This is a genomic window from Spirillospora sp. CA-294931 (assembly GCF_050946795.1).
Lineage (GTDB): Bacteria > Actinomycetota > Actinomycetes > Streptosporangiales > Streptosporangiaceae > Spirillospora.
Window position 1 is genome coordinate 3,749,406 of the sequence record NZ_CP192006.1, and the last position, 24,313, is coordinate 3,773,718.

Here is a 24,313-nt window from a genome sequence, read left to right on the forward strand (position 1 = left end):
GGACGGGGCCTCGCGGCGTTCCGGGCGGCTAGCGGGAGGCGGGTTCGGTCTCGTCCTTGGCCGCGCCGCCGGAGAGCGACCCGGTCTTCTCGTGGGCCAGGGCGCTGGGCCACCACATGCGCGGACCCAGATCGAGGTTGAGCGCCGTGACGAGCACCGACCGGACGATGAAGGTGTCGAGCAGGACGCCGAACGCGACCGCGAAGCCGAGCTCGGTGACGAAGACCATCGGCAGCGAGCCGAGCGCCGCGAACGTCCCGGCCAGCACGGCGCCCGCCGAGGTGATCACCCCGCCGGTGGCCGAGAGCCCGATCAGCGCGCCGCGCCGCGTCCCGTGCCGCTTGGCCTCCTCATGGACGCGCGTCATCAGGAAGATGTTGTAGTCGGTGCCCAGCGCGACCAGGAACACGAACGTCCACAACGGGAACGACGGGTCGGCTCCGGCGAAGTCGAAGACGTGGTTGAACACCAGCGCGCTCACGCCGAGCGCCGCCGCGAACGACAGCACCACCGTCGCCACGAGCAGCAACGGAGCCAGGATCGACCGCAGCAGCACCGCGAGGATCGCGAGGATCACCACCAGCACGATCGGGATGACCACGCCCTGGTCGCGCCGGGACGCGTCGTTGATGTCGAGCGTGACGGCCGCCGCCCCGCCGAGCTTGGCGTCGGCCCCCGGGACCGCGTGGACGGCGTCGCGCGCCCGTTCGACGATGTCGAAGCCCGCCTTGCTGTCGGGCGGTTCGTTGAGCGTCCCCTCGAAGTAGACCCGCCCGTCGACCGCCTTCCCGACCGGCGTCACATCGGTGACCTTCGGGACGCCGCCCAGCGCCCGCTGGACGGCCTGTGCCTGCGCGGCGTTGGCCACGACCTGGACCGGGGCGCCCGATCCGGCGGGGAAGTGCTTGACCATGACCTCCTCACCCGTGACCGAGTCGGGCTTGCCCGAGCTGAAGGAGTCCTTCTGGGCGAGGTAGTCGACCTTGAGGCCGAACAGCCCGAACGCCAGCGCGCCCAGCACCACGGCGGTGGTGATCCAGGTGACGCGGGCGCGCGGCGCGATGAGCCCGCCGACCCTGGCCCACATGCCGCGCTCGCTCGGCTCCTGCGACCCGAAGTGCGGCTTGACCGGCCAGAACATCCACCGTCCGCAGATGACCAGCAGCGCGGGCAGCAGCGTGAGCATCGCGGCCAGGCCGACGGCCACGCCGATCGCCATCACCGGGCCCATGCTCTTGGTGGAGTTGAGCGCGGCGACCAGCAGGCACAGCATGCTCAGTGCCACGGTGGACCCGCTGGCGATGATCGCGGGCCCGGCCCGGTGCAGCGCGACGGCCATCGCGGTGTGCCGGTCCTCGTGACGGCGCAGCTCCTCGCGGTAGCGGGCGATGAGCAGCAGCGCGTAGTCGGTGCCCGCGCCGAAGACCAGGACCGTCAGGATGAACGCCGCCTGCCCGTTCACCGTCAGCCCGGCGTTCTCGGCCAGCAGGTAGATCAGCGCCTGGGAGCCCTGGAGCGCGGCGAACACGCAGATCAGCGGGACGAGCCACAGGATCGGGCTCCGATAGGTGATCAGCAGGATGGCGATCACGATGGCGGCGGTGATCAGCAGCAGGGTGGCGTCGAAGCCGGAGAACACGTTGCTGAAGTCGCCGCCGTACCCGGCGGGCCCGGTCACGTGCCCTTCCAGGCCGTTGCCCCCGTTCTGGACGACCTCGCGGAAGTCCTTCACGGCCGGGCCGAGCAGTTCCCAGCCCTCGTCCCCGGCCTTGACGTTGACGATGGTCTGCAGGGCCTGGCCGTCCTTGGCGGGCGTGGGGCCCTGCACGCTCTGGACGATGTCGCGCGGCGGGTCGCTGCCCGAAGGGTCGCCGGTCATCGCGTCGAGGCGTTTGGCGTCGGCCGCGGCCTTGTCCTTGTCGGCCTGGGTGATCGGAGCGCCGTCGCGGTGGTAGACCACCACGGCGGGGAAGGTGTCGGTCGGCACGAACTTCTCGGCCAGCTCGACGACCTGCGTCGATTCGGCGTCGCCGGGGAGCCAGGCGGACGCCTCGTTCTCCTGCGCGTCGGTCAGCTTGGCGGCCAGGGGAAAGGCGGCGGCGAAGATCACCAGCCAGAGGGCCACCACGACCCATTTGCTGCGTCGTCCGCAGGGAATCGAGGAGATCCGGTTTCCTTCGTCCATGAGAAACCCCCTGGTTCGGTCACCCGCCCTCCACTGCTACGTGATCGCTCCCGTGCGGTCAAGACATATCGCGTCATTTCTCGGACGAGTAAAAAGGACATTAACGGCGATGACGCAGGTCAGGCCGGGTGCGGCCGGATCCGGACACTCTACGCTCAGTGAAAGTTGCGCGCACGTACCCGACCTGGTAACGGCAGCCTCCGGAGCCGGGTCGCCCGCACGTTGGTGACCCCGTCCGCCCGCTCCAGCCGCCCGTTCACCAGCAGGGCCTGCGAATCGACGGCCAGCCCGCGATGACGCTCGAACACCGGAGGCGGGCAGGCCACGTTGATGATCCCGGTCTCGTCCTCCAGCGTCATGAAGACCATCCCGCCCGCCGTCGGCGGCCGCTGCCGATGGGTGACCAGCCCGGCCACCACCACGTTGGTCTCGCCCGGCACCTCCCCGAGCCTGGCCGACGTCAGCGCGCCCAGCTCGTCCAGCGCCTCCCGGACATGCGCCATCGGGTGCGTGTGCGCCACACCGGTCGCCCAGAGGTCGGCCAGAGTCTCCTCGACCGGCGTCATCGCGGGCAGCGCCGGGGCCGAGGCCCCCGGGGCGACGCCCTCCAGCTGACCCGGACCCGACCCCGCCAGCGCGCCCGCCGCCCACAGCGCCTCACGCCGCGACAGCGGCGGCGACCCCTCGCGCACTCCGACGCTCGCGAACGCCCCCGCGGTGGCGAGCGACTCCAGGGCCGCCGCCGACAGCGGCACCCGGCGCGCCAGATCCTCCATGCTCGTGTAGGGACGTCCGGCCGCGATCGCCGCGACCGTGTCCTCGCCCAGATTGCGGATACCGGTGAAACCCAGCCGGATCGCGGGCTGCGGCTCCGACGGCGCGTGCGGATGATCCGACGTCACCGGCACGGGCTCCTCCAGCGTCGGGTGCGCGTCGCTGGCGTTGATGTCGACGCCCCTGACCTCGACCCCGTGGTGCCGCGCGTCCTCCAGCAGCGACTGCGTGGAGTAGAAGCCCATCGGCTGGTTGCGGACGAGCGACGCGGTGAACGCCGCCGGGTGGTGCCTCTTCAGATACGCGCTGGCGTAGACCAGGTGCGCGAAGCTCTGCGCGTGCGACTCGGGGAAGCCGAACCCGGTGAAACCGAGGATCTTCTCGTAGACGTCCTCGGCGATGTCGGCCGGGATCCCGCGCTCGGCCATGCCGTCCAGCAGGCGCGTCCTCAGCCGCTCCACCCGCTCGGGCGCGCGCTTGGCGCCCATCGCCTGCCGCAGCTCGTCCGACTCGGCCGGGGTGAAGCCCGCGCAGTCGACGGCCAGCTGCATCATCTGCTCCTGGAAGAGCGGCACACCCAGCGTCCGCGACAGCGCCTGCTCCATCAGCGGATGCGGGCACGCCGGAGACTCCAGGCCCTTCCGCCGCCGCAGATACGGGTGGACGGAACCGCCCTGGATAGGCCCGGGACGGATCAGCGCCACCTCCACCACCAGGTCATAGAACGCACGCGGCCGCAGCCGGGGGAGCGTCGCCATCTGCGCCCGCGACTCCACCTGGAACACCCCGACCGTGTCGGCGTCGCACAGCATCTCGTACACGGCCTCGTCCTCGGGCGGGACCGACTGCAGGTCGTACCGGACGCCGTGGTGCTCGGCCACCAGGTCGAAGCAGTCGTGCAGCGCCGCCAGCATCCCCAGCCCGAGCAGGTCGAACTTCACCAGGCCCGCCGTCGCGCAGTCGTCCTTGTCCCACTGGAGCACGCTGCGCCCCGGCATCCGCGCCCACTCGATCGGGCAGATCTCGCCCACCGGACGGTCGGCGATCACCATGCCCCCCGAGTGGATGCCCAGATGCCGGGGCAGCCTGAGCATCCGCGCGGCGAGCCCGGTCACGGCGCCGGGGATCTCGGCCTCGGTGCCCACCGGATCACGCGGATCGACCCCCTTCGACCACGCGTCCTGCTGCCCGGGGGAGAAGCCCAGCGCCCTGGCCGCGTCCCGCACCGCCATCCGCGGCCGGTAAGTGATCACGTTCGCGACCTGCGCCGTGCACTGCCGCCCGTACTTGTCGTAGACGTACTGGATGATCTCCTCCCGCCGCCGGTGCTCGATGTCGAGATCGATGTCGGGCGGCCCGTCCCGCCCCGGCGACAGGAACCGCTCGAACAGCAGCCCGTGCCGGACGGCGTCCACCCCGGTGATGCCCAGCGCGTAACACACCGCCGAGTTGGCCGCCGAACCCCGTCCCTGGCACAGGATGTTCCGCTCCCGGCACGCCTCGACGATGTCGTGCACGATCAGGAAGTACCCGGGGAAACGCAGCCCCTCGATCACCTCGAGCTCACGGTCGATCTGGGCGTACGCGCCGTGCACCCGCTCGTCGTCCCGGGGGCCGTACCGCTTCAGCGCCCCCTCGGCCACCAGCTTCCGCAGGTGCTCCGCCTCGTCGGGCACCGGCCAGTCCGGCAGCCGGGGCGCCATCACCGCGAAGTCGAACGCGCACTCCCGCCCCAGCTCGACCGTCCGCTCCCGCACCCCCGGGAACCGCGCCAGCCGCGCCTCCATCTCCGCCCCGCTGCGCACATGCGCGGTGCCCGATGCCGGAAGCCAGCCGACCATCTCGTCCAGGCTCCGCCGCGCCCGCACCGCCGCCATCGCCTGGGCGAGCCTGGCGTCCGCCCCCGGGGACGCGAAATGCACGTTGTTGGACGCCACCACCCCCACCCCGACCCGTCCGGCCAGCTCGAACAGCGCGTCGTTGCGCGGATCGTCGTCCGGCTGGTCATGGTCGATCAACTCCACGAAGACATTGGCGTCGCCGAACATCGACGCCAGCCTCCGCAGCTCCTTCTCGGGATCGGAGGCCGACCGGACATGCCCTTTCCTGCACCCGGTAAGGACCGCCCAGTGCCCGTCATGCGCCCCCGCCAGAGCCTCCAGGTCATAGACCGGCCGCCCCTTCTCCCCGCCCGCGAGCTGTGCCTCGGTGATCGCCGCGCACAACCGCGCGTATCCCTCCGGGTCCCGCGCCAGAACCAGCAGATGCCGTCCCGCCGGATCGGGCTCCCCCGTCTGAGGCCCCGGCAGCCCCAGACTCAGCTCGGCACCGAAAATCGTCCGGACTCCCAGCTCCCGCGCCGCCTGCGAGAACTGCACCACCCCGTACATCCCGTCGTGGTCGGTGATGGCCATCGCCTCCACTCCCAACCGCGCGGCCTCCTCCGCCAGGGCCCCCGGTGAGCTGGCCCCGTCCAGGAAACTGAACGACGAATGGCAATGCAGCTCGGCCCAGGGAACGCCACCCCGCTCACGAACGACCTCCTGCCGCTCGGCCTCCCGCTCCGGCGGGGCGCCGCTTCCGCCGCCCCACGACAGCCGCCTCTCGAACTCCCGCCAGGAAACGGGCGGATTACTCCACCCCACGACGCCCCCTCCGCTCAGTCATAGGTGGCCTCCACATGCCAGTCGCCGCCCTCGACCGCCAGCAGATACGCGCGGCCCTCCTCGGTGACCACCTGGAACCGCGCCCGGCGACGCGCGTGGGCGGGATCCCACCACCGCTCGGTGGCGGGCCAGGGACCGGTCCACGACATCACCCCGACCTCGCGGCCCCCCACCGCGAGCCGCGCCGGAGGCGCCGAGACGGCACAGCGCGACGAGACCACCACAGGAGCCCCGTCGGCGCTCCTGACCTCGGCGTCCAGAGGCCGGGGCGGCACCGCTCCGGGCGCGGGAGCCGGGACCCGTCCGGGCCAGGGCCCGTCCGGCAGCCCCTCGGGCAGGACGTCGCCCACCGGGACCTTCGCGATCTGCTCCGCCGGGCCCAGCCCGCCCGTGGGGACCGGACGCGTGATCGCGCGATGCCCCAGCAGGGTCTGGATCCGCTCGACGGCCCGCGCGACACGCTCGGACACCGCCGACTGCCCCCAGAGAGACTCCTGCCGTCCCACGTCGGGAACGAGCTGGTCAGGAGCCAGTTCCAGCCACGTGACCCCGCCCCACACGGCAGCGTCGTCGCCCTGCCACGCCGACAGCTGCCACCGCACCCGCTCGGCCAGCGCCACCGACGACAGCGCCCCGTCATGCCGCCACAGCCGCCGCAGCACATGACCGTCCGCGAACCCCACCTCGACCGACACCCGGACACACGTGAACCCGCCCGCCGCGAGCCCCTCGTGCAACTGCCCGGCGACCTTCTTCGCCGCGAAGACGACCTGCTCCGCCCGCTCGGCCGGAGGATCGAACTCCTCCCTGAGCGTCAGATCGGCCGCTCCCGCCGAGGCGGCCACCGGCCGGGGCTCCTCCCCGCGCGCCAGCCGATGCGCGAGTGCCCCGTCCGCGCCGAACCGTCCGGCCACATGCCCGCCCGGCAACGCCGCGAACTGCCCGAGCGTCCGCACCCCGAGCCGTCCGAGCAGGTCCGCGAGCTCGGGACGCTCCAGCACGGCCAGCGGATAGGGCGCAAGAAACCTCGCCGAGGACCCGTCCGGCACCACGACCCCACCCGACGCCCGCGCGGCCAGCTCCGCCGCGAACAGCCCGTCCGCCACCCCCACCCCGCAGTCGAACCCGGCCTCCACCACCACGTCCTGCATCAGGACCCGCAGAGACTCCTCGCCGCCGTAGAAACGAGCCGCGCCCCGAGCCGGAACCGCGCACATCCCCGGCCGCACCACCTCCACCTTGGGCGTCAGCCCGGCGACCGCCCCGACGACGTCCTCGAACAACCGCCCTTCGGCATCGACGTCCCGCTCCCGCACCACCAGCTCAGGACACCGCCGCTGCGCGTCCCGGAGCCGCTGCCCCCGCCGGACCCCCTCGGCCCGAGCCGCCGCCGTACACGCCACCACCTGCCCCCGCACCACCACGACCCCGCTCACGGCCGCCTCGATCCCCACCGCCGTGGCGGGCCAGTCCGGACACCACACGACCAGCACCCGGCTCACGCGATCTCCTCGTCGACCAGTTCGAGAGGGGTGCGTCGCTGGGAGACCTCGTCCAGCGCCACGCGGCCGTCGGGTGCCGGCAGCCAGACCCAGGCGGCCCGCTTCGGACCGTTGCCCTCGGCGGTCACCCTGGCGCGTCGTCCCTGGAGACGACCGTGCCCGTCCGCGAGGCCATGCCAGCTGGACTCGCCCACGCTCAGCCGGAGCCTGGTGCCCGGCCACGCGAACGGGCCCGCGAGCGCCATCACGCAGCCGTGCTTGCGCGCCAGCGCGGAGATCCGCCGGACCGCGGCGGACCCGGGCCGCTCGGGCGGTCTCAGCAGGACGAGATCGACGGCCTCCACCAGGGCCGCGACGACGTCCGGCCAGCGCTCGCCGGGGTCGTCCACCAAAAGGAGCCGTTCGGCCGACGCTCCCATCCCGATGGCGGCCGACACCCCGAACTCCGGGACGCCCACGATCGCGCTCCACCCCTCGTCCTCGCTCATCACCCCGGCCACAAGAGCGGCCCCCAAAGAACCCGCGCCCTCGCCCTCCACACCGACGACGGACCCGGGGCGGAGACCACCGCCGGGGATCACCCCGCGCAGCGCCGGGAGAACCCGGACCAGGTCTCGCGGCGCCGAACCGGCCCTCAGCCCGTCCAGCGCCACGTCCGCCACGCCGCCCTCCCTCCTGATCTCTTACAATGTCGAACACAAGTTCGACCAATGTCAAGTTATCGCAGGTCAACCAAAGGAGAACGCGGGGGGCTCACATCTGCCGCATCCCCATACAGGCGCCCGATCGGCGGCTTTGCGCCCGAGCCGAACCCCCATATCCTTCGGCCATGGCGAACGATGTGCGGACGGTCGAGTGGACCGGAGATGCGCTCCGGCTCATCGACCAGACGCTGCTCCCGGGACGGCTCGAATTCATCGACGTCCGGGACGTCGCGACACTGATCGACGCGATCGCCCGGCTCGCCGTGCGCGGGGCCCCCGCCCTGGGCGTGACGGGAGCGTTCGGCGTGGCCGTCGCCCTGAGCGAGGCCGCCCGCGAAGGCTGGGACGACACCCGAACGGACAAGGCGATCGCCCGGATCCGCCACGCGCGCCCAACGGCGGTGAACCTGGCCTGGGGCGTCGACCGCGTGCTCCCCCTCGTCCCGAAAGGCCTCGAGGCGGTGGTAGCCGAGGCCCAAGCGATCCTGGACGAGGACGTCCGGGCCAACCACTCCATCGGCGCCCACGGCACCGCCTGGCTACGCCAGCGAACCGGGCGCCGCCTCCGCGTCCTCACCCACTGCAACGCCGGAGCCCTCGCCACCGCCGGATGGGGAACGGCCCTCGGCGTCGTCCGCCAACTCCACGCCGAGAACCTGGTCGAGATGGTCTACGTGGACGAGACGCGCCCGCTGCTCCAGGGCTCACGCCTCACCGCCTGGGAACTGGACCAGGCGGGCATCCCCTACCGCGTCCAGGTGGACGGCGCCGCGGCGAGCACGATCATGCGCGGCCTCGTCGACGTCGCCATCATCGGCGCGGACCGCATCGCCGCCAACGGCGACACCGCCAACAAGATCGGCTCACTGGCCGTCGCCCTGGCCTGCGCCGACCGGAATGTGCCATTCATGGTCGCCGCCCCCTGGAGCACGATCGACCTCCGAACCCCGTCCGGCGACACCATCCAGATCGAGGAACGCGACCCCGACGAGATCCTGACCTGGAACGGCGCCCCCGTAGCCCCCAAGGGAGCCCAAGCCTTCAACCCGGCCTTCGACGTCACCCCCGCCCGCCTGGTGACGGCCTTGGCCACCGAGACCGGTGTGCTGGAAGTCTCGGCGGGTACAACCCCGTCCGCCACCCAACCGCCCCACCCCCCAAAGCCATAACCCACCCGGAGCAACCGCCCCTGTCAATCACTCCGCAAAACACCACCTCAACCACCCCACGTGTCCCCACCCCGACTCGCCAACACCCCAGACGGCCAATCAACGCGCCCCCGCCCCACCCTTGGCGGCCCGATCCAAACGCGAATGACCCCCTCGATCGGCCACCCCAGAAGCGCGCCACCCAACGACGCCAACCACACGACGCACCCTGCCCACCACACACCACGCGTCCCCCACACCCCCGCCCCCGGCATTCCCCCGGCCACACCGCACCCCGGGCACACCGCACCCCGGCCACACCGCACCCCGGCCGCACCGCCCCGGCCGCACCGCACCCCGGCCGCACCGCACCCCGGCCGCACCGCACCCCGGCCGCACCGCCCCGGCCGCACCGCACCTCGGGCACGCCGCACCCCGGCCGCACCGCACCCCGGCCACGCCGCACCCCGGCCGCACCACCCCCCGGGCACACCACCCCCCGGGCACACCGCACCTCGGGCACGCCGCACCCCGGCCGCACCACCCCCCGGGCACACCACCCCCCGGGCACACCGCATCCCGGCCGCACCACCCCCCGGGCACACCACCCCCCGGGCACACCGCATCCCGGCCACGCCGCACCCCGGGCACACCGCACCCCGGGCACACCGCACCCCGGGCACACCGCACCCCGGGCACACCGCACCCCGGCCGCACCGCACCCCGGCCACACCACCCCCCGGGCACACCGCACCCCGGGCACACCACCCCGGGCACACCGCACCCCGGGCACACCGCACCCCGGGCACACCGCACCCCGGCCGCACCGCACCCCGGGCACACCGCACCCCGGGCACACCGCACCCCGGGCACACCGCACCCCGGGCACACCGCACCCCGGGCACACCGCACCCCGGCCGCACCGCACCCCGGGCACACCGCACCCCGGGCACACCGCACCCCGGGCACACCGCACCCCGGGCACCCAACGCGTCACGCGTTCTGCACGTCACGCGTTCTACGCCCACCCCGCGCATTCGCACCCTGCGCACGCATTCGCACCTCGCGCATTCGCACCCCGCGACGGAGCATCCGAACCACGACCGCCGACAGAAGCGGCTGCTTCTTTCTAGGGATTGATGACTCAACCGACCCGCAGGCGAGCACTCGATGCGTCAATCGCACCACCCCTCCCTCACCCGGGAACACTCCGCCACGCCCCGAGCGCAGCCCACCCTCTCCAACAGGCCCAGCACCCCACATCCCCGCACGTCACGCGGCCTGCGCATCACGCGTACCGCGCCCACGTCCCACGGCGGCGGCCCGCGATCTGTCAGCAGCGCGGCCCTCGTCCCGCATCGCATGGTCGCCGACGGGCAGGCACGGCGCACAGGCACAGAGCCAGGCCCTCAAGCCGGAACGTTTTGGCGGCAGTGGAACGCCGCCGCACACCCTGCCCGGCGTCCTCCACCTCCTCCAGGACAGGAGCTCAGATGGCACTGACCGTCGCGGTCACCGGACCCACCGGAGAGATCGGCACGTCCGTGGTGCAAGCCTTGGAGCAGGACGATCGCGTCGATCGCGTTGTCGGCATGGCGCGGCGTCCCTTCGACCCCGACTCCCGGGGCTGGCGCAAGACCGAGTACAGGCAGGGCGACATCCTTGACCGCCCAGCGGTCGAGCGGCTTGTGGCGGACGCCGATGTCGTCGTCCATCTCGCCTATGTGATTCTGGGCAGCCGTGAGTTGAGCGAGCGCGTCAACCTCGCGGGCACCCGCAATGTTTTCGAGGCCACGACCGCGGCCGAACGTCCCGGCCGCCTTGTTTACACCTCCTCCGTCGCGGCCTATGGCTATCACGGCGACAATCCCGTCCCTCTGACCGAGGACGTGCCCCCGCGCGGGTCGTCCGAGCACTACTACTCGGCGCAGAAGGCCGCATGCGAGGCATTGCTCGCCGAGACGACCAGTGGGCTGGACGTCTTCGTCCTGCGTCCGTGCATCGTGGCCGGCCCAGAGGCCACGGTCCTCCTTCGCAATCTGCCCTGGGAGCAGGCCGCCCCGTACGTCCCGGCATTTCTCCGCCGAGTCCTCGGCGCCGTCCCTGGGCTACGGCCGGTTCTGCCCGACCCCGGCCTGCACTTCCAGTTGGTCCACCACGACGACGTCGCGACCGCCGTCACCATGGCCGTCACCAGCGATGCCCCACCCGGCGCTTACAACCTGGCCGCCGATGGCGAAATCACCATGAGCGACTTCGCCGAGGCGATCGGCGCCTACGCCGTCCCCGTCCCGAGTGGCGTTGTGGACCTCACCGCCGTACTCGTCGACCGCATGCCCTACCGCCCGGCGAAGGCCGAATGGATCCACGTCGCGCGTCACCCCGTCCTCATGGACACCAGCAAAGCCCGCACAACCCTCGGCTGGACGCCTCAGCACTCGGCCCACGAAACCCTCAACGCCATGGTCAAAGCCACCCGCTCCTAGCTGTTGGGGTGGGGTGTTGAGAGGGGGTGGGGCGACTGGTGGGGAGGACTTTTAGGTGGTGGTGAAGGCGTAGATGGTGGTTGAGGTGAAGGTTTGGGTGGGGTGGAGGGTTGTTGAGGGGAAGGTTGGCTGGTTGGGAGAGTCGGGGAAGTGTTGGGTTTCCAGGCAGAAGGCGTCGCCTTGGCGGTAGGTGCGGCCGCTGGTGCCGGTGAGGGTGCCGTCCAGGAAGTTGGCCGTGTAGAGCTGGACGCCGGGTTCGGTGGTGCTGACTCGCATGACGCGGCCGGTGCGGGGGTCGGTTACTTGGGCGGCGGGGGTCAGGGCGCCGGGTTTGCGTTGGTTGAGGACGTAGTTGTGGTCGTAGCCGTGGCCGATGAGGAGCTGCGGGTGGTTGTCGCGGATGCGTTCGCCGATGGTGTGGGGGCGGGTGAAGTCGAACGGGGTGCCTCGGACGGGGGCCAGGGGGCCCAGCGGGATCGAGGTCTCGTCTACGGGGGTGTAGCGGTCGGCGTTGATCTCCATGCGGTGGTCGTAGGCGTCGCCGGAGCCTTCGCCCGCGAGGTTGAAATAGGAGTGGTTGGTCAGGTTGACCACGGTGGTCTTGTCGGTTTTGGCCTGGTAGGCGATGCGTAGCTCGTTGGTTTTGGTGAGGGTGTAGGTGACGGTGGTCTGGAGGGTGCCGGGGTAGTTCTCTTCACCGTCGGCGCTGGTGTAGGTGAGGCGCAGGCCTACCGTGTCTTTGTCTCGGACGGGCTCGGCCTTCCAGAGCTTCTTGTCGAAGCCCTTGAGGCCGCCGTGGAGGCTGTTGGGGCCGTTGTTGACGGGGAGTTGGTAGGTCTTGCCTTCCAGGGTGAAGCGGCCCTTGGCGATGCGGTTGGCGTAGCGGCCGATGATGGCGCCGAAGTAGGGGCCGCCGTTCTTGTCGACGTAGTCCTTCAGGGTGGCGAAGCCGAGGACGACGTTGCCCGGGCGGCCTTTGCGGTCGGGGACGTCGAGGGTCTGGACGATGCCGCCGTAGGTCAGGATGCGGGCGCGCATTCCCTGGCCGTTGCTCAGTGTGTAGCGGTCGACCTTGGTGCCGTCGGTGAGCGTTCCGAAGACGTCCTTGGTAATGGCGCCTTGGGCGTGGGCGGGAGTGGCGATCATCGCGGATCCGAGCACCGCCGTTCCGATGAGGGAGATGACACGTTTCATGTGCGTGCGGCGCCGGGGTGGGCGCCCCTCCTTTCCTATCAACCGACGTCACGCCTGTGACGCGCGGGTCGGACGGTACGTCGAGATGATCAGAACGTCCAGGGGTGGTTCCTCATCCGGTCAGTTGGGACGGCCCTTCTCGTAGGTGGTGAGGCCACGGGCCAGGCCGAGGGGGACGAGGAGGAGTTCCACGATCAGGGCTTTCCAGGCGTAGTAGGTGTTGACCGCTCTTGTGGGATACAGGAACGGGATGTTGGCCAGGACGCGGAGGAACGAGAGTTTTCGGCGGTGCGCCGCGTAGAGCAGTGGGGGAGTGAGGAAGAGCAGTTCGGTGGCGGCCCACCAGGTGAGGGTGAGCTGGGGCGGGTGGTGCCAGGCGAGGGTGGCGATGATCGGGGTGGCCCACCAGAGGGGCGCCAGGAGGATCTCCACGATCGCCAGCGCGACCCAGAGGGCGAGCATTGGTTTGCGCCGGACGAGGGGGCGCAGGTGGAGGCGCACGTTCTGGAAGAAGCCCGCCATCCAGCGCCACACCTGTCTGCGCAGGTAGGTGAGAGTCTCGGGATCGGCCGCCCAGGCGACGGCGTCGCCGACGTAGCGGGCCTTGAGGCCGGCGATCTGCGCGGACCAGGTGAAGTCCATGTCTTCGACGATGGTGCGTTCGGGGAAGCCGCCGGTGGCGGTCAGGACGTCGCGGCGGAACATCGAGCAGCAGCCCGAGCAGACCATGGGGCTCGCGGCCCCGGCCTGGATCGGGCGGTGCCAGTGGAAGCCGAAGAGGTACTCGATGGAGCGTCCGCGTCCCATGGGGTTCGGGTGAAGCGGGTCTGGACGTTGCCGGACGCGATGGCCACCTCGGGGTCGTCGAAGGCGGGCTTCAGGCGGGCGATGTAGTCGGGGGCGAGGACGGTGTCGGCGTCCACGGCGAGGACGAGGTCGGTCGTGATGTGGGGGAGGGCGTAATTCTGGGCCTTGGCCTTGCTGCCCAGGTTCCGGGGCGGGCGTAAGACGGTGACGTTGTGGGCGCGGGCCACCTCGCCGGTGCGGTCGGTGGACGCGTCGTCCACGACGATGATCTCGTCGGGAGGGACGGTCTGGGCCTGGAGCGAGGCGAGTGTGGCGGGCAGGCCGTGCTCTTCGTTGTGGGCGGGGACGATGGCGGTGAGCGTCACTTGGTGCCTCGCATTTTCTGGATCGCGCGGAAGGCGCCGGTGGTCAGCCAGACGACGCCGTAGACGAGCGTGGTGAATCCGATTCCGGGGGTCATTTCCGCTCCCTTTTCGAAGGCCGGGCGGCCATCGTGGCGTGGTCGGGCGGGCCGGATCCAGCGCCGCGTAAATCTGTGGATAACTTCGTTCCGTCGGTGGTGTCCGTCATGATTTGTCCGTGAACGAGCCGGTGGTTTTGGAGGCCGTCCTCGAGCGGATCACGTACGCGAACGAGGACACCGGGTACACGGTGGCCCGGGTGGCGACCGAGCGGACGGGGCCCGACCTGCTGACCGTCGTGGGTGCGCTGCTGGGCGCGCAGGCGGGTGAGAGCCTGCGCCTGGTCGGGCGGTGGCGGTCGCACCCCAAGTACGGCAAGCAGTTCGAGGTCGAGTCGTATTCGACGGTGCTGCCCGCGACGGTGCAGGGAATCCGGCGCTACCTCGGCTCGGGGATGATCAAGGGGATCGGTCCGGTGATGGCCGACCGGATGGTCACGCATTTCGGCACGGGCATCCTCGAGATCATCGACGAGGAGCCCGAGCGGCTGATCGAGGTGCGCGGTCTGGGCAAGAAGCGCACCAAGCGCATCGCGGACGCCTGGGAGGAGCAGAAGGCCATCAAGGAGGTGATGGTCTTCCTGCAGGGCGTGGGGGTGTCCACGTCACTTGCCGTGCGCATCTACAAGCAATACGGGGACGCGTCGGTCGACACCGTGCGGCGGGAGCCGTACCGGCTGGCGGCGGACGTGTGGGGCATTGGGTTCAAGACCGCCGACACCATCGCTCAGGCGGTCGGCATCCCGTATGACAGTCCCGAGCGCATCAAGGCGGGGCTTCAGTACACGTTGTCGGAGGCCGCCGATGACGGGCACTGCTTCCTGCCCGAGCCCAACCTGGTGACGTCCGCGGAGAAGATCCTGGGGGTGTCGCGGGAGCTCATCGGTCCGGCGCTCGATGAGTTGGTTCGTGATGAGGGTGTGGTGAGGGAGCGGGTTCCGGGGGCCGAGGTCAGTGTTCCGGCCGTATATCTGGTGCCGTTTCATCGGGCCGAGGTGTCTCTGGCTCGGGGGTTGCTGGGGCTTCTGCGGTCCGGGCAAGACAGGCTCAAGGCATTTCAGGACGTCGATTGGGAACGCGCGCTCGGGTGGCTCAAGGGACGGACCGGTGTGGAGCTGGCGGCCGAGCAGGAGGAGGCGGTCAGGCTCGCGCTGACCTCGAAGGTCGCGGTGCTGACGGGCGGGCCGGGCTGTGGGAAGAGCTTCACGGTGCGGTCCATCGTGGAGCTGGCGGCGGTGAAGGGGGCGAAGATCGTCCTGGTGGCGCCGACGGGACGGGCGGCCAAGCGGCTGGCCGAGCTGACGGGTCACGAGGCGGCCACGGTGCACCGGCTGCTGCAATTGCAGCCGGGGGGCGATGCCAAGTTCGACCGCGACGACCCGCTGGACGCCGATCTCGTCGTGGTGGACGAGAGCTCGATGGTCGATCTGATCCTGGCGAACAAGCTGGTCAAGGCGGTGCCCCCGGGAGCGCACCTGCTGCTGGTGGGGGACGTTGACCAGCTTCCTTCGGTCGGGGCGGGGGAGGTGCTGGCCGATCTGCTCGCGGCGGAGACCATTCCCCGGGTGCGGCTGACGAAGATCTTCCGGCAGGCGCAGGAGTCGGGGATCGTGGTCAACGCGCACCGGGTGAACGGTGGGGAGCACCCCAAGACGCAGGGATACCCCGACTTCTTCCTGTTCCCGTGCGACGAGCCCGAGGAGACGGCCGCGCTGACGGTGGACGTGGTGGCCAACCGTGTCCCGCGCAAGTTCGGGTTCGACCCCGGGCGGGACGTCCAGGTGCTCACGCCGATGCATCGGGGGCATGCGGGCGCGGGGGCGATCAACGGGCTGCTTCAGGAGGCGCTGACCCCCCACCAGGAGGGACGTCCGGAGCGCCGTTACGGGGGCCGCGTCTACCGGGTGGGAGACAAGGTCACGCAGTTGCGCAACAACTACGACAAGGGCGAGGCCGGGGTGTTCAACGGCACCGTGGGTGTCGTCACGGCGGTGTCGCTGGAGGAGCACACGCTGACCGTCCGCACCGATGAGGACGAGAGCATCGATTACGGGTTCGACGAACTGGACGAGCTGACCCACGCCTACGCCATCACCATCCACCGCTCCCAGGGGAGCGAGTACCCGGTGGTGGTGATCCCGCTGACGATGAGCTCGTGGATGATGCTGCGGCGCAACCTGCTCTACACGGCAATCACTCGGGCCAAGAAGCTGGTCGTCCTGGTGGGGGCGCGGCGTGCGCTGGCGGCGGCGGTCAGGACGGCCGGGGCGGGACGCCGTCACACCGCTCTCGATCACCGCATCATGATCGACGATCACTAACCGTGATGATATCGTTACGCGTCTTGCAGTAACGGGAATCCGGGGGATCCGCGGCCAGATGGTGCGAACGGTAATGCTGACCGGGGCTTCCGGTGTCGTAGGTTCGGCGGTCGCGGAAGCGCTCGCGCGAGACTTCAGGGTGGTCGCCCTTACGGGGAGGCGTCCTGTGGCGGGCTATGAGCAAGTCACCGCCGATCTGACCGCGCTCCGGCTCGGGTTGCGGCGGGAGACCTACGCCGGGCTCGCCGAGCGTGCCGACCTGGTCGTCCACGCGGCGGGCAATGTCGACTACGCCACCGATCCGTCGGGCCTGCGCGCGGTGAACATCGGCGGGACGGCCGAGATGATCGCCTTCGCCGAAGCGGCCGGTTGCCCGCTGCTGTACGTGTCCACCGCCTTCACCGGGCGGCGGGCGGAGGTGGCCGCGCATGAGGAGCGTACGGGGGGCTCGTCCCCGGCCCGGCCCTCACGGTACCTGGCGTCCAAGGTCGAGGCGGACGCGCTGGTGCGGCGTTGCGCCAGGCCCGCGGTGATCGTCCGGCCGTCGGCGGTGATGGGCGACTCGTCCGGCGGCTTCGCCCCGGCGCGGCAGAACGCGCACGCGGTGCTGGCCGCGGTGGCCGGCGGCAACCTGCCCGCGGTGTTCTTCCGTCCCGAGCAGCGCGTCGACATGGTCCCCCGCGACCTGCTGGCGGAGGCGGTGGCGCGGCTGGCCCGCGACGCAGTGGAAGGACGTCCGCTGCCCGAGGAGTTCTGGGCCACCGCGGGGCCGTCGGCGCTGACGTGCGCGGAGATCGTCCGGGCGATCGGCGCGACCGTCCGGGCCCGGGGTGGCACGTTCCAAACGCCCGCCTTCCTGGACCCGTTCACGACCTCGCCCGACGACTTCCCGGGCTGGGACGCGCTCCCCAGGCCGTTCCGGCGCGCCGTCGGCAACATGTACGCGGGGGCGCTCCCGCTCGGGCGCGGCGAGTGCTTCCCGACCTCGATGGAGATCGGCCCGGACGACGCGCGCGCGTTCCTGGCCAACGACCTGGCGTTCGTCCTGGCCCGGCCCAGGAAGCCGGTGAGCCTGGCCGGAGAGCGACGATCGTGAACCCGCGAGATCCGGATCGCCGCCGGATCGCCGAGCTTCTTCCCTTCGACCCGTTCTCGCAGGACTTCCTGGCCGACCCCGCCCCCCACTACCGCCGCATGCACGCGCGCGGGCCCGTGGGGCGCACGGCGTCCGGAACCGTCTACGTCAACGGGCACCCCGAATGCTCGGCGGTACTGCGCGACCCGAACTTCCGTGTGGGCGGACTCCGCGAGTTCACCACCGACCGCAAGAGGATGGCCGAACGCGCGCAGGCGGCGTCCATCCTCTACATGAACGCGCCCCGGCACACCCGTATCCGCAGGCAGATCGCGGGGGCCTTCACACCACGCGCGATCGGGCGGCTGCGCGAGCGCGTCCACCACCATGTCGATCGGCTGCTGACACCGCTGTCGGGCACCGTCGACCTGATGGAGGCGTTCGCGTTCCCGCTGCCGCTGGCCCTGGTCAGCGAGCTGCTGGGCGTCCCGGCCTCGGACGCCCCGGCCTTCCGCGCCTGGACGGCCCCGCTCGCGCGCGGCCTGGACCCCGACGCCCTCCTCGACGCGAGCGAGATCGCCGCCTACGACGCCGCGCGCCACGAGGCGGCCGCGTACTTCGCCGACCTCGCCGGACATCGCCGCCGGCACCCGGTGGACGACCTGGTCAGCGCGCTGGCGCGAAGCCCGGACCTCTCCGAGCGGGAGCTCGCGAGCCTGTGCACCCTCGTCCTCGCGGCCGGGTACGAGACGGTCGCCAACCTGATCGGGCACGGCCTGGTCGCGCTGCTCCGCGCCCCGGCGCAGCTGGACGAGCTCAGGAACGACCCGTCGCTGGCGGCGTCCGCCACCGATGAGCTGCTCCGTCGAGATGGAACGGTCCAAGCAACCGTGCGCGTGGCCCGCACGCCCACCGAGATCGGGGGAGTGCCCCTGGTCCGGGGCGAGCCGGTGATCCTGCTGTTCGCGGCGGCGGGCCACGACCCGCGCGTGTTCCCCGAACCCGATCGGCTCGACCTACGCCGCCCACCTGGGCGGCACCTGGCCTTTGGACTCGGCCCGCATTTCTGCGTGGGCGCGTCCCTGGCACGCCTCGAGGCCGAGACCGCCTTCCCGGCCCTGGTGCGCCGCCGTCCCGAACTGGCCGGACCCGTCCACTACAGAGAGGGCTTCGTCCTGCGCGGCCTGACCCGCCTGCCCGTCCACTTCCCCGCCCCGCTCCACGTCCCCGCCCCACGCAGAATGGCCAGCGCCGCCCCGAGCACCCTCTGAGCGCACGGGTCAGTCGGACGCGTAGCGCTCTATGGCCTGGATGAAGATTTCCTCGGCCAGTTGGTAGACCTCTTCGACTTCTTCGGGGGTGCCGGAGAAGCGGCCGTGGGCCTCGGAGGCGGCCATGCCCAGGCCGACGGTGTCGAGGAGGCGCTGGAGGGGCGGGACGATCGCCTCGGGGACTCCGGCGGCGCGGAGCATGTCCTGGACGGCGGCGCGGGGGCGGCGCGCCTCGTCGGTGACGGTGGGCCGGGTGAACATCAGCAGGAAGAGCTCGGGGTGGCGGCGGGCCACCTGGCGGATGGCGGCCGCGAAGGCGCGCATCCGGTCCTGCCAGGGCAGGTCGGGACGGTCGGCGGGCATCTCGGCCATCATGCGCTCGACCAGGCCGTCCAGGAGGCCCTGCTTGCCGTCGACGTAGCGGTACAGGGCCATCGGGGTGACGTCGAGGCGGTCGGCGACCGCGCGCATGCTGACGGCGTCGAGGCCGCCGCGCTCGGCCAGCGCCATGGTCACGTCGAGCACCTCGTCGCGGCTGAGCCCCCGGGTTCCGCGTCCGCGTGTCTTCACTCGCCACAGACTAGTTGATTCGGAGGTTAATATACGGCGTAGATATACGGCGTAGACAAGGGAGGCCGGTCATGTCCCGGGGTTGGACGCTCGGGGTCGCTTCGGTGGCCGGTTACCTGCTCGTCCTCGATCTGATCGGGGTCAATGTCGCGCTGCCCGATATGCGGCGTGACCTGGGAGCCTCGCTGGCGCAGGTGCAGTGGGCGGTGGACGCCTACGCGGTCGCGCTGGCCGCGCTGCTCCTGACGGCGGGCGCCCTGGCCGACCGGGTGGGACGGCGCCGGGTCTTCCTCGGTGGGCTGGCGGTGTTCACGGTGGCCTCGCCCGCGTGCGCGCTGGCGTCGTCCGCGCTCGCGCTGGACCTGTTCCGGGTCGTCCAGGGGGCCGGGGCGGCGCTGCTGTACGGCGCGACGGCGCCGCTGGTGGCCGCGGCCTATCCGGCGGGACGCGAGCGCAACCGCGCCCTGGGCGTGTTCGCGGCCGCGTCCGGCGCCGCCATCGCCACCGGCCCGCTGGTGTGCGGTGCGCTGACCGGCGCGGCGGGCTGGCGGGCGATCTTCTTCCTCAACGTTCCGCTCGGCCTGGCGGCGCTGGTCGTGGGCGCCCGGACGCTTCGGGAGTCCCGCGATCCGGATCCGAGGCCGCTCGATCTCGCCGCCACCGCCTACCTCGGGGCCGGTCTCGCGGCGCTCATGTGGGCGTTGATCGAAGGGCCGCAGGCGGGCTGGGGCTCGCCGCTGGTGCTGGGGCCGCTGGTCGTCGCGGGCGTGGCGTTCGCCGGGCTGAGGCGGGCGCGCTCGCCCATGCTCGACCTGTCGCTGCTCCGCGACCGGCTGTACGCGGCCAACGTCGCGGCCGCGTTCGCGGGCCATGCGGCGGGGGCGGGGTCGCTGGCCTATCTCGGCCTGTTCGTCCAGGGGCCGATGGGCGCGAGCCCCGCCGAGGCGGGTGCCTGGTTCCTGGCCTTCAGCCTGCCCGCGCTGGGAGTGCCGCTCCTGCTGGCCCGCGCCGCGCACCGGTTCTCCCCGGTGGGCCTGGTCGCGGCGGGTCCGCTGCTTCTCGCCGTCTCCTGCGCGCTGATGGCGGCCGCGCACGGCACGCACGAATGGGCGGCGCTGGTGCCCGGCCTGGTGGTCGGGGGCCTCGCCTCGGGTGTCGGCAACCTGGTCGCGGGCCAGATCGCGCTGGCCGCCGCCCCGGCGGAGCGCGCGGGCGTCGCCGCCGGGATCACCAACACGGCCAAGCAGCTCGGGATCGCCGTGGGGGTGGCGGTTCTCGGCATCCCCTACGGCCTGCGCGGGGTGGGCGCGATGCTGGTCGTCGCGGCGGCCATCGCGGTCGCCGGTGCGCTGCCCTCGCTGGCGGCCGTCAGCCGTCGAGACGGTCGGCCAGGGCCTCCAGGACCCCGGCCAGCCGGGCGCGCAGTTCCGGGGAGCGGACGGTGCCGTCCGCGTCCAGATCCGGACGGGTGACCGGGACGCGGGCGCACGCCGTCTCGACGATCTCCGCACCGGCGTAGCCGAGCACCTTGCGCAGGGAGTCGTGGGCGTCGGCCCCGCCGGTGGGGGCAGCCGGGGAGGCCACGTTGATCCAGGCCACCGGACGGCCGTACATCTCGCCGCCGCCGACCGTCCAGTCGAGCAGGTTCTTGAACGAGCCCGGCAGGCCGCCCGCGTATTCGGGAGTGCAGATCAGCACGGCGCCCGCCGCCCCGATCGCCGAGCGCAGGGTCGCGACGGCCGGGTGCAGCGGTTCGGTGTCGTCGTCGGGGTTGAAGTGCGGGAGCGCGCCCATCCCCGTGAACAGCTCGGGCAGCGTCCGGGACGAGGCCCCGTCCCGGACGGCGAGCAGGGCCGCCTCGTTGGTCGACCCGGCGCGCAGGCTTCCGCAGACCAGGAGAATCCGGTGCTTTTCCATGATCAGCAACGTACCGTCAGGTCTTCAGCGTCAGGCGGTCGAGGCGGGGGCCCGCGAAGGCGTCGGAGGCGACCCCGCGCAACCGCTCGGACCAGACCAGGTGGTCGTGGGCGCTCCACAGCGGCATCGCGGGCATGTCGCGCAGCAGGGCGGTCTCGGCCAGGCGCGCGGAGGTGACGGCCTCGTCGGGGACGGCCGTCTCCTCGGACCGGGTGACCAGATCGGAGGTGTAGCCGTCCTCGAAGCCCGTCCCGGCCGCGAGGATCGGCGCGAGGGCCGCCACCTGCGCCGGGTAGGGGACCTGCGAGTGCAGGACGAACGGCCCGTCGACCTTGCGGTCGGCGAGCGCCTTCTCCAGTTCGGCGGCCGTCACGGCCTTCGGGCGGACGTCGAGCCTGAGCCCCTTGCGCAGCTGCTCGGCGACGGCCTTGACCCACGCGTCGTCCCCGGCGCCCCTGACGTGCCAGAGCGTGAGCGGCCCCGCGAGCCCGCCCGCGTCGGTGAGCGCGGCGGACGCGGCGCGCGGGTCGTGGACGCACAACCGGCACTGCCCCTCACGGTGCCCGGGCAGGACCCCCGGCGGGACGAGCGCGTTGGCGGGCGTGGCCTGGTGCCCGAGGGGTCCCTCGGTCACCGCGCGCCGGTCGAGGGCCATCGACAGCGCCTGCCGCAGGGACGGCCCGGCCAGCCGCTTCTCCCAGGACGGGAAGGCCAGGTAGGTCATCGAGCGCCCCGGGACCGTCAGATGCCGGCCGGGGAAGTCGGACTCCATCGCCCCGTGCCGGTTCGGCGGGACGGACGTGGCCAGGTCGAGGTCACCGGACTCGACGGCCCGGTACTGCGCGGCGGCGTCCGGCATCGCCTTCACCACGACCGTGCGGCCGCCGGGGCGTTCCAGCACGGTCTCGCGCGCGTCGCGCGAGATGACCCGCAGCGGGCCGTTGCCGATCGGGCGGCGGTCGAAGGCGCGCCAGTCGCGCGAGCGGAGCACCGACTCGGGCAGGGGGAGGAACGCCGGGTCGCCGAGCAGCGCGGGGAACCCGTTGAGCGGGCGGTCGAGGGTGACCTCCAGGGTCAGGTCGCTCCGGACCGTGACCCCGGCCATGCCGTCGCGTCCCGCCTTGGCGCCCTTGACACGCGCGACGTCGGTGAACAGGCGCGCGCCCGGCCAGCTCTCGCGCAGCGCGGCCGTCCAGGCCCCGGCGAAGGACGCGGCGGTGACGGGGGAGCCGTCGTGGAACCGCCCGCCCTCGCGCAGCTTGATCATCCAGGTTCGGCGGTCCTGGCTCGTGACGGACTCGGCCGCGGCGTTGGAGGTGGCACCGGTCGCCGGGTCGTGGGTCACCAGGCCCGTCCAGACGGCCCCGGCGATCATGCGGCCGGAGGCGTCGCGGACGGCGCCGGGGACCAGCGAGGCCGGGGCGGGCGCGCCCACGGAGATCCGCGGATCGGCCGGGTCGCTCCACGCCCGCATGGCCACCACGGGCGCCACCAGCATGACCACGCCACCGGTGACCAGGGCTGCGGTGCGGGTGGCACTCTTCAACGGGCACTCCGGGAGAGATGGAGGACGGCGACGCCGGTGAGCGTACGGCACCCGGGGCGGCGGGAAAAGACGCGGAATTCCGGCGGCATCTTGATCTTCATCGGGGCGGCGTTCACACTGGGCAGCCAAGATCAGCTCTATGGGGAGGCCCAGAGTGCCCCGTCAGACCCTTCCCGCGCGCCGCCTGCTCCAGGGCGCCGCCGCGGCCGCCACCGCGATCGCACTCACCGCCGGGACGGCCTGGGCCTGCCCACCCGAACCGGAGAACCGTGCGGGCCTGACCGCCGAGGAGGGCCGCGACCTCGGCGCCCACTCCTCCCACGGCCGCCGCGCCGAGCCCGCCTCCGCCGCCCGCTCGGACGCGATCAAGGGCGTCGAGCGCGTCGGGGGCGTCACGCTCCCCGAGGCCACCTCGCTGATGTTCATGGACTACGGCAAGGGTCGCCACAAGCGCTCCATCCTGTACGCGGTGGGCAAGTTCGGGCTGAAGGCGTTCGACATCACCGCCGACCCGCGCGTCCCCAAGCTCGTGGGCAGCTTCGACCTCCCCGGCTACTGGCAGGGCGAGGACAGCAACATCGACCACAAGCGCAAGATCATCTATCTGTCCCGGGACCCGCGCGCGTTCGGCGGCATCCCGCAGACCGGTGACTCCGGCGTGTACGTGATCGACGCGTCCCGGCCCGAGAGCCTGCGGAAGATCACCTACATCTCCGTCCCGGCCGGGCACACCGCCTCGTGCGTCAACGACTGCCAGTACCTGTGGAGCGCCGGGCCCGCCAAGGCCGACTGGATGCCCGCCGACTGGGGCGGCCGCCCGGTCTACGTGACCGACGTCCGCGACCCGGCCAGGCCGAAGGTCTCCAAGACCCCGATCGACACGGCGCGCAACGACGGCAAGACCGACTACACGCACGACATCCAGGTCGACGCGAGCGGCATCGCGTGGGCGTCGGGACGCGGTGGTGTGCGCGGCTACCACACGCGCGGCTGGCACTACGACCCCGTGGCCAAGAAGTTCCGCAAGGCGACCGCGTTCGACCCCGTCCCGTATGCGGGCGGCGGCATCGACGAGGCGATGACCAACTCCTCGTTCATGCACAACAGCTTCCGCGCTGTGGGACGCACCGCGAACCAGGCCGCCGACCCGCGCAAGTGGGGCAACGGCCAGCTGCTCTACATCACCGAGGAGACCTTCAAGGACGGCTGCGCCAACGACGGCCTGCTCGTCATCGCCTCGCTGAAGGGCTCCCACGACGGCCAGGGCTGGCGCTCCACACCGGAGAAGAAGTTCCGCCTGCGCACGGTGTCGACCTGGAGCGTGGCGGGCCAGGAGGGCAGCGACCCGGCGGAGGTCGAGTGCTCGGCCCACTACTTCGACGTGCGCGACGGCGTGCTCGTGCAGTCGTTCTACTTCCAGGGCACCCGGTTCCTGGACGTCCGCGACCCCACCAACATCAAGCAGGTCGCCTACTTCCGTCCGGCCGAGACCTCGTCCTACCAGCCGTACTGGCACGGCGACTATGTGTACGTCGCCGATCACAAGCGCGGCATCGACGTGCTCAAGCCGACCTTCCGCTGACCGTTACGGGCCATTTGTCCAAATCTTTGGCCGGGTCCACCCCGCCTGGGGTGGGCCTGGGGCAGCAGCCCACACCTGGAGCACCCGAAGTTTGTGAGTGATCGC

General features: G+C 71.8%; 17 protein-coding genes. 7 read left to right on the forward strand and 10 right to left on the reverse strand.

Going from position 1 to position 24,313, the window contains the following annotated elements:
- Positions 1-28: 28 nt before the first annotated feature.
- From ACQPY4_RS16695 to ACQPY4_RS16710, 4 genes are all read right to left on the reverse strand, one after another.
- Positions 29-2,185, reverse strand: a complete 2,157-nt coding sequence (locus tag ACQPY4_RS16695) for an MMPL family transporter (RefSeq protein ID WP_433337281.1) — start codon at positions 2,183-2,185, stop codon at positions 29-31.
- Positions 2,186-2,340: 155 nt separating this feature from the next.
- Complete coding sequence (locus ACQPY4_RS16700) at positions 2,341-5,604, reverse strand: error-prone DNA polymerase (protein WP_433337283.1); 3,264 nt, start codon at positions 5,602-5,604, stop codon at positions 2,341-2,343.
- A gap of 14 nt (positions 5,605-5,618) precedes the next feature.
- The gene (locus ACQPY4_RS16705) at positions 5,619-7,127 is read right to left on the reverse strand and encodes a DNA polymerase Y family protein (RefSeq protein WP_433337285.1); all 1,509 of its coding nucleotides are present in this window, start codon (positions 7,125-7,127) and stop codon (positions 5,619-5,621) included.
- Positions 7,124-7,789 carry a hypothetical protein gene (locus ACQPY4_RS16710; protein WP_433337287.1) on the reverse strand — a complete coding sequence of 222 codons (666 nt, stop codon included), beginning with the start codon at positions 7,787-7,789 and terminating at the stop codon, positions 7,124-7,126. Before ACQPY4_RS16710 ends, ACQPY4_RS16705 begins: the two co-directional genes overlap by 4 nt.
- Before the next feature lie 167 nt (positions 7,790-7,956).
- Here ACQPY4_RS16710 and mtnA point away from each other — a divergent pair, with 167 nt between their 5' ends.
- Positions 7,957-9,000: an S-methyl-5-thioribose-1-phosphate isomerase gene (gene mtnA / locus ACQPY4_RS16715; protein ID WP_433337289.1), complete on the forward strand. Its 1,044-nt coding sequence runs from the start codon at positions 7,957-7,959 to the stop codon at positions 8,998-9,000.
- Between the two features lie 1,472 nt (positions 9,001-10,472).
- Positions 10,473-11,465, forward strand: a complete 993-nt coding sequence (locus ACQPY4_RS16720) for an NAD-dependent epimerase/dehydratase family protein (protein WP_433337291.1) — start codon at positions 10,473-10,475, stop codon at positions 11,463-11,465.
- A gap of 51 nt (positions 11,466-11,516) precedes the next feature.
- Here the strand turns inward: ACQPY4_RS16720 and ACQPY4_RS16725 are convergent, their stop codons facing one another.
- The 3 genes from ACQPY4_RS16725 to ACQPY4_RS16735 all read right to left on the reverse strand — a co-directional run bounded on the left by ACQPY4_RS16725 (position 11,517) and on the right by ACQPY4_RS16735 (position 13,831).
- Positions 11,517-12,611, reverse strand: coding sequence for an aldose epimerase family protein (locus ACQPY4_RS16725; RefSeq protein ID WP_433337293.1), 1,095 nt, complete (start codon positions 12,609-12,611; stop codon positions 11,517-11,519).
- Between the two features lie 168 nt (positions 12,612-12,779).
- Positions 12,780-13,388, reverse strand: a complete 609-nt coding sequence (locus tag ACQPY4_RS16730; RefSeq protein ID WP_433338938.1) for a glycosyltransferase — start codon at positions 13,386-13,388, stop codon at positions 12,780-12,782.
- A complete protein-coding gene (locus ACQPY4_RS16735) occupies positions 13,343-13,831 on the reverse strand; it encodes a glycosyltransferase family 2 protein (protein ID WP_433337295.1) in 489 nt (162 codons plus the stop codon). The genes ACQPY4_RS16730 and ACQPY4_RS16735 overlap by 46 nt, the downstream gene beginning before the upstream one ends.
- A gap of 214 nt (positions 13,832-14,045) precedes the next feature.
- On the opposite strand from ACQPY4_RS16735, the gene recD2 reads away from it, so the two are divergent.
- The 3 genes from recD2 to ACQPY4_RS16750 all read left to right on the forward strand — a co-directional run bounded on the left by recD2 (position 14,046) and on the right by ACQPY4_RS16750 (position 18,593).
- Positions 14,046-16,247, forward strand: coding sequence for an SF1B family DNA helicase RecD2 (gene recD2, locus ACQPY4_RS16740; protein WP_433337297.1), 2,202 nt, complete (start codon positions 14,046-14,048; stop codon positions 16,245-16,247).
- A 73-nt stretch (positions 16,248-16,320) separates the two neighbouring features.
- The gene (locus tag ACQPY4_RS16745; RefSeq protein ID WP_433337299.1) at positions 16,321-17,343 is read left to right on the forward strand and encodes an SDR family oxidoreductase; all 1,023 of its coding nucleotides are present in this window, start codon (positions 16,321-16,323) and stop codon (positions 17,341-17,343) included.
- Positions 17,340-18,593, forward strand: coding sequence for a cytochrome P450 (locus tag ACQPY4_RS16750; protein ID WP_433337301.1), 1,254 nt, complete (start codon positions 17,340-17,342; stop codon positions 18,591-18,593). The genes ACQPY4_RS16745 and ACQPY4_RS16750 overlap by 4 nt, the downstream gene beginning before the upstream one ends.
- Before the next feature lie 9 nt (positions 18,594-18,602).
- Here the strand turns inward: ACQPY4_RS16750 and ACQPY4_RS16755 are convergent, their stop codons facing one another.
- Complete coding sequence (locus tag ACQPY4_RS16755) at positions 18,603-19,163, reverse strand: TetR/AcrR family transcriptional regulator (RefSeq protein WP_433337303.1); 561 nt, start codon at positions 19,161-19,163, stop codon at positions 18,603-18,605.
- A 71-nt stretch (positions 19,164-19,234) separates the two neighbouring features.
- On the opposite strand from ACQPY4_RS16755, the gene ACQPY4_RS16760 reads away from it, so the two are divergent.
- Positions 19,235-20,635 (forward strand): MFS transporter, encoded by a 1,401-nt coding sequence (locus ACQPY4_RS16760; protein WP_433337305.1) that lies wholly within the window; start codon positions 19,235-19,237, stop codon positions 20,633-20,635.
- Here the strand turns inward: ACQPY4_RS16760 and ACQPY4_RS16765 are convergent.
- Positions 20,532-21,080, reverse strand: coding sequence for an NADPH-dependent FMN reductase (locus ACQPY4_RS16765; protein WP_433337307.1), 549 nt, complete (start codon positions 21,078-21,080; stop codon positions 20,532-20,534). The two genes, ACQPY4_RS16760 and ACQPY4_RS16765, sit on opposite strands and share 104 nt — an antisense overlap.
- Before the next feature lie 16 nt (positions 21,081-21,096).
- Positions 21,097-22,626 carry a peptide ABC transporter substrate-binding protein gene (locus ACQPY4_RS16770; protein ID WP_433337309.1) on the reverse strand — a complete coding sequence of 510 codons (1,530 nt, stop codon included), beginning with the start codon at positions 22,624-22,626 and terminating at the stop codon, positions 21,097-21,099.
- 154 nt (positions 22,627-22,780) lie between these two features.
- On the opposite strand from ACQPY4_RS16770, the gene ACQPY4_RS16775 reads away from it, so the two are divergent.
- Positions 22,781-24,208, forward strand: a complete 1,428-nt coding sequence (locus ACQPY4_RS16775) for a hypothetical protein (RefSeq protein WP_433337311.1) — start codon at positions 22,781-22,783, stop codon at positions 24,206-24,208.
- Positions 24,209-24,313: the final 105 nt, after the last annotated feature.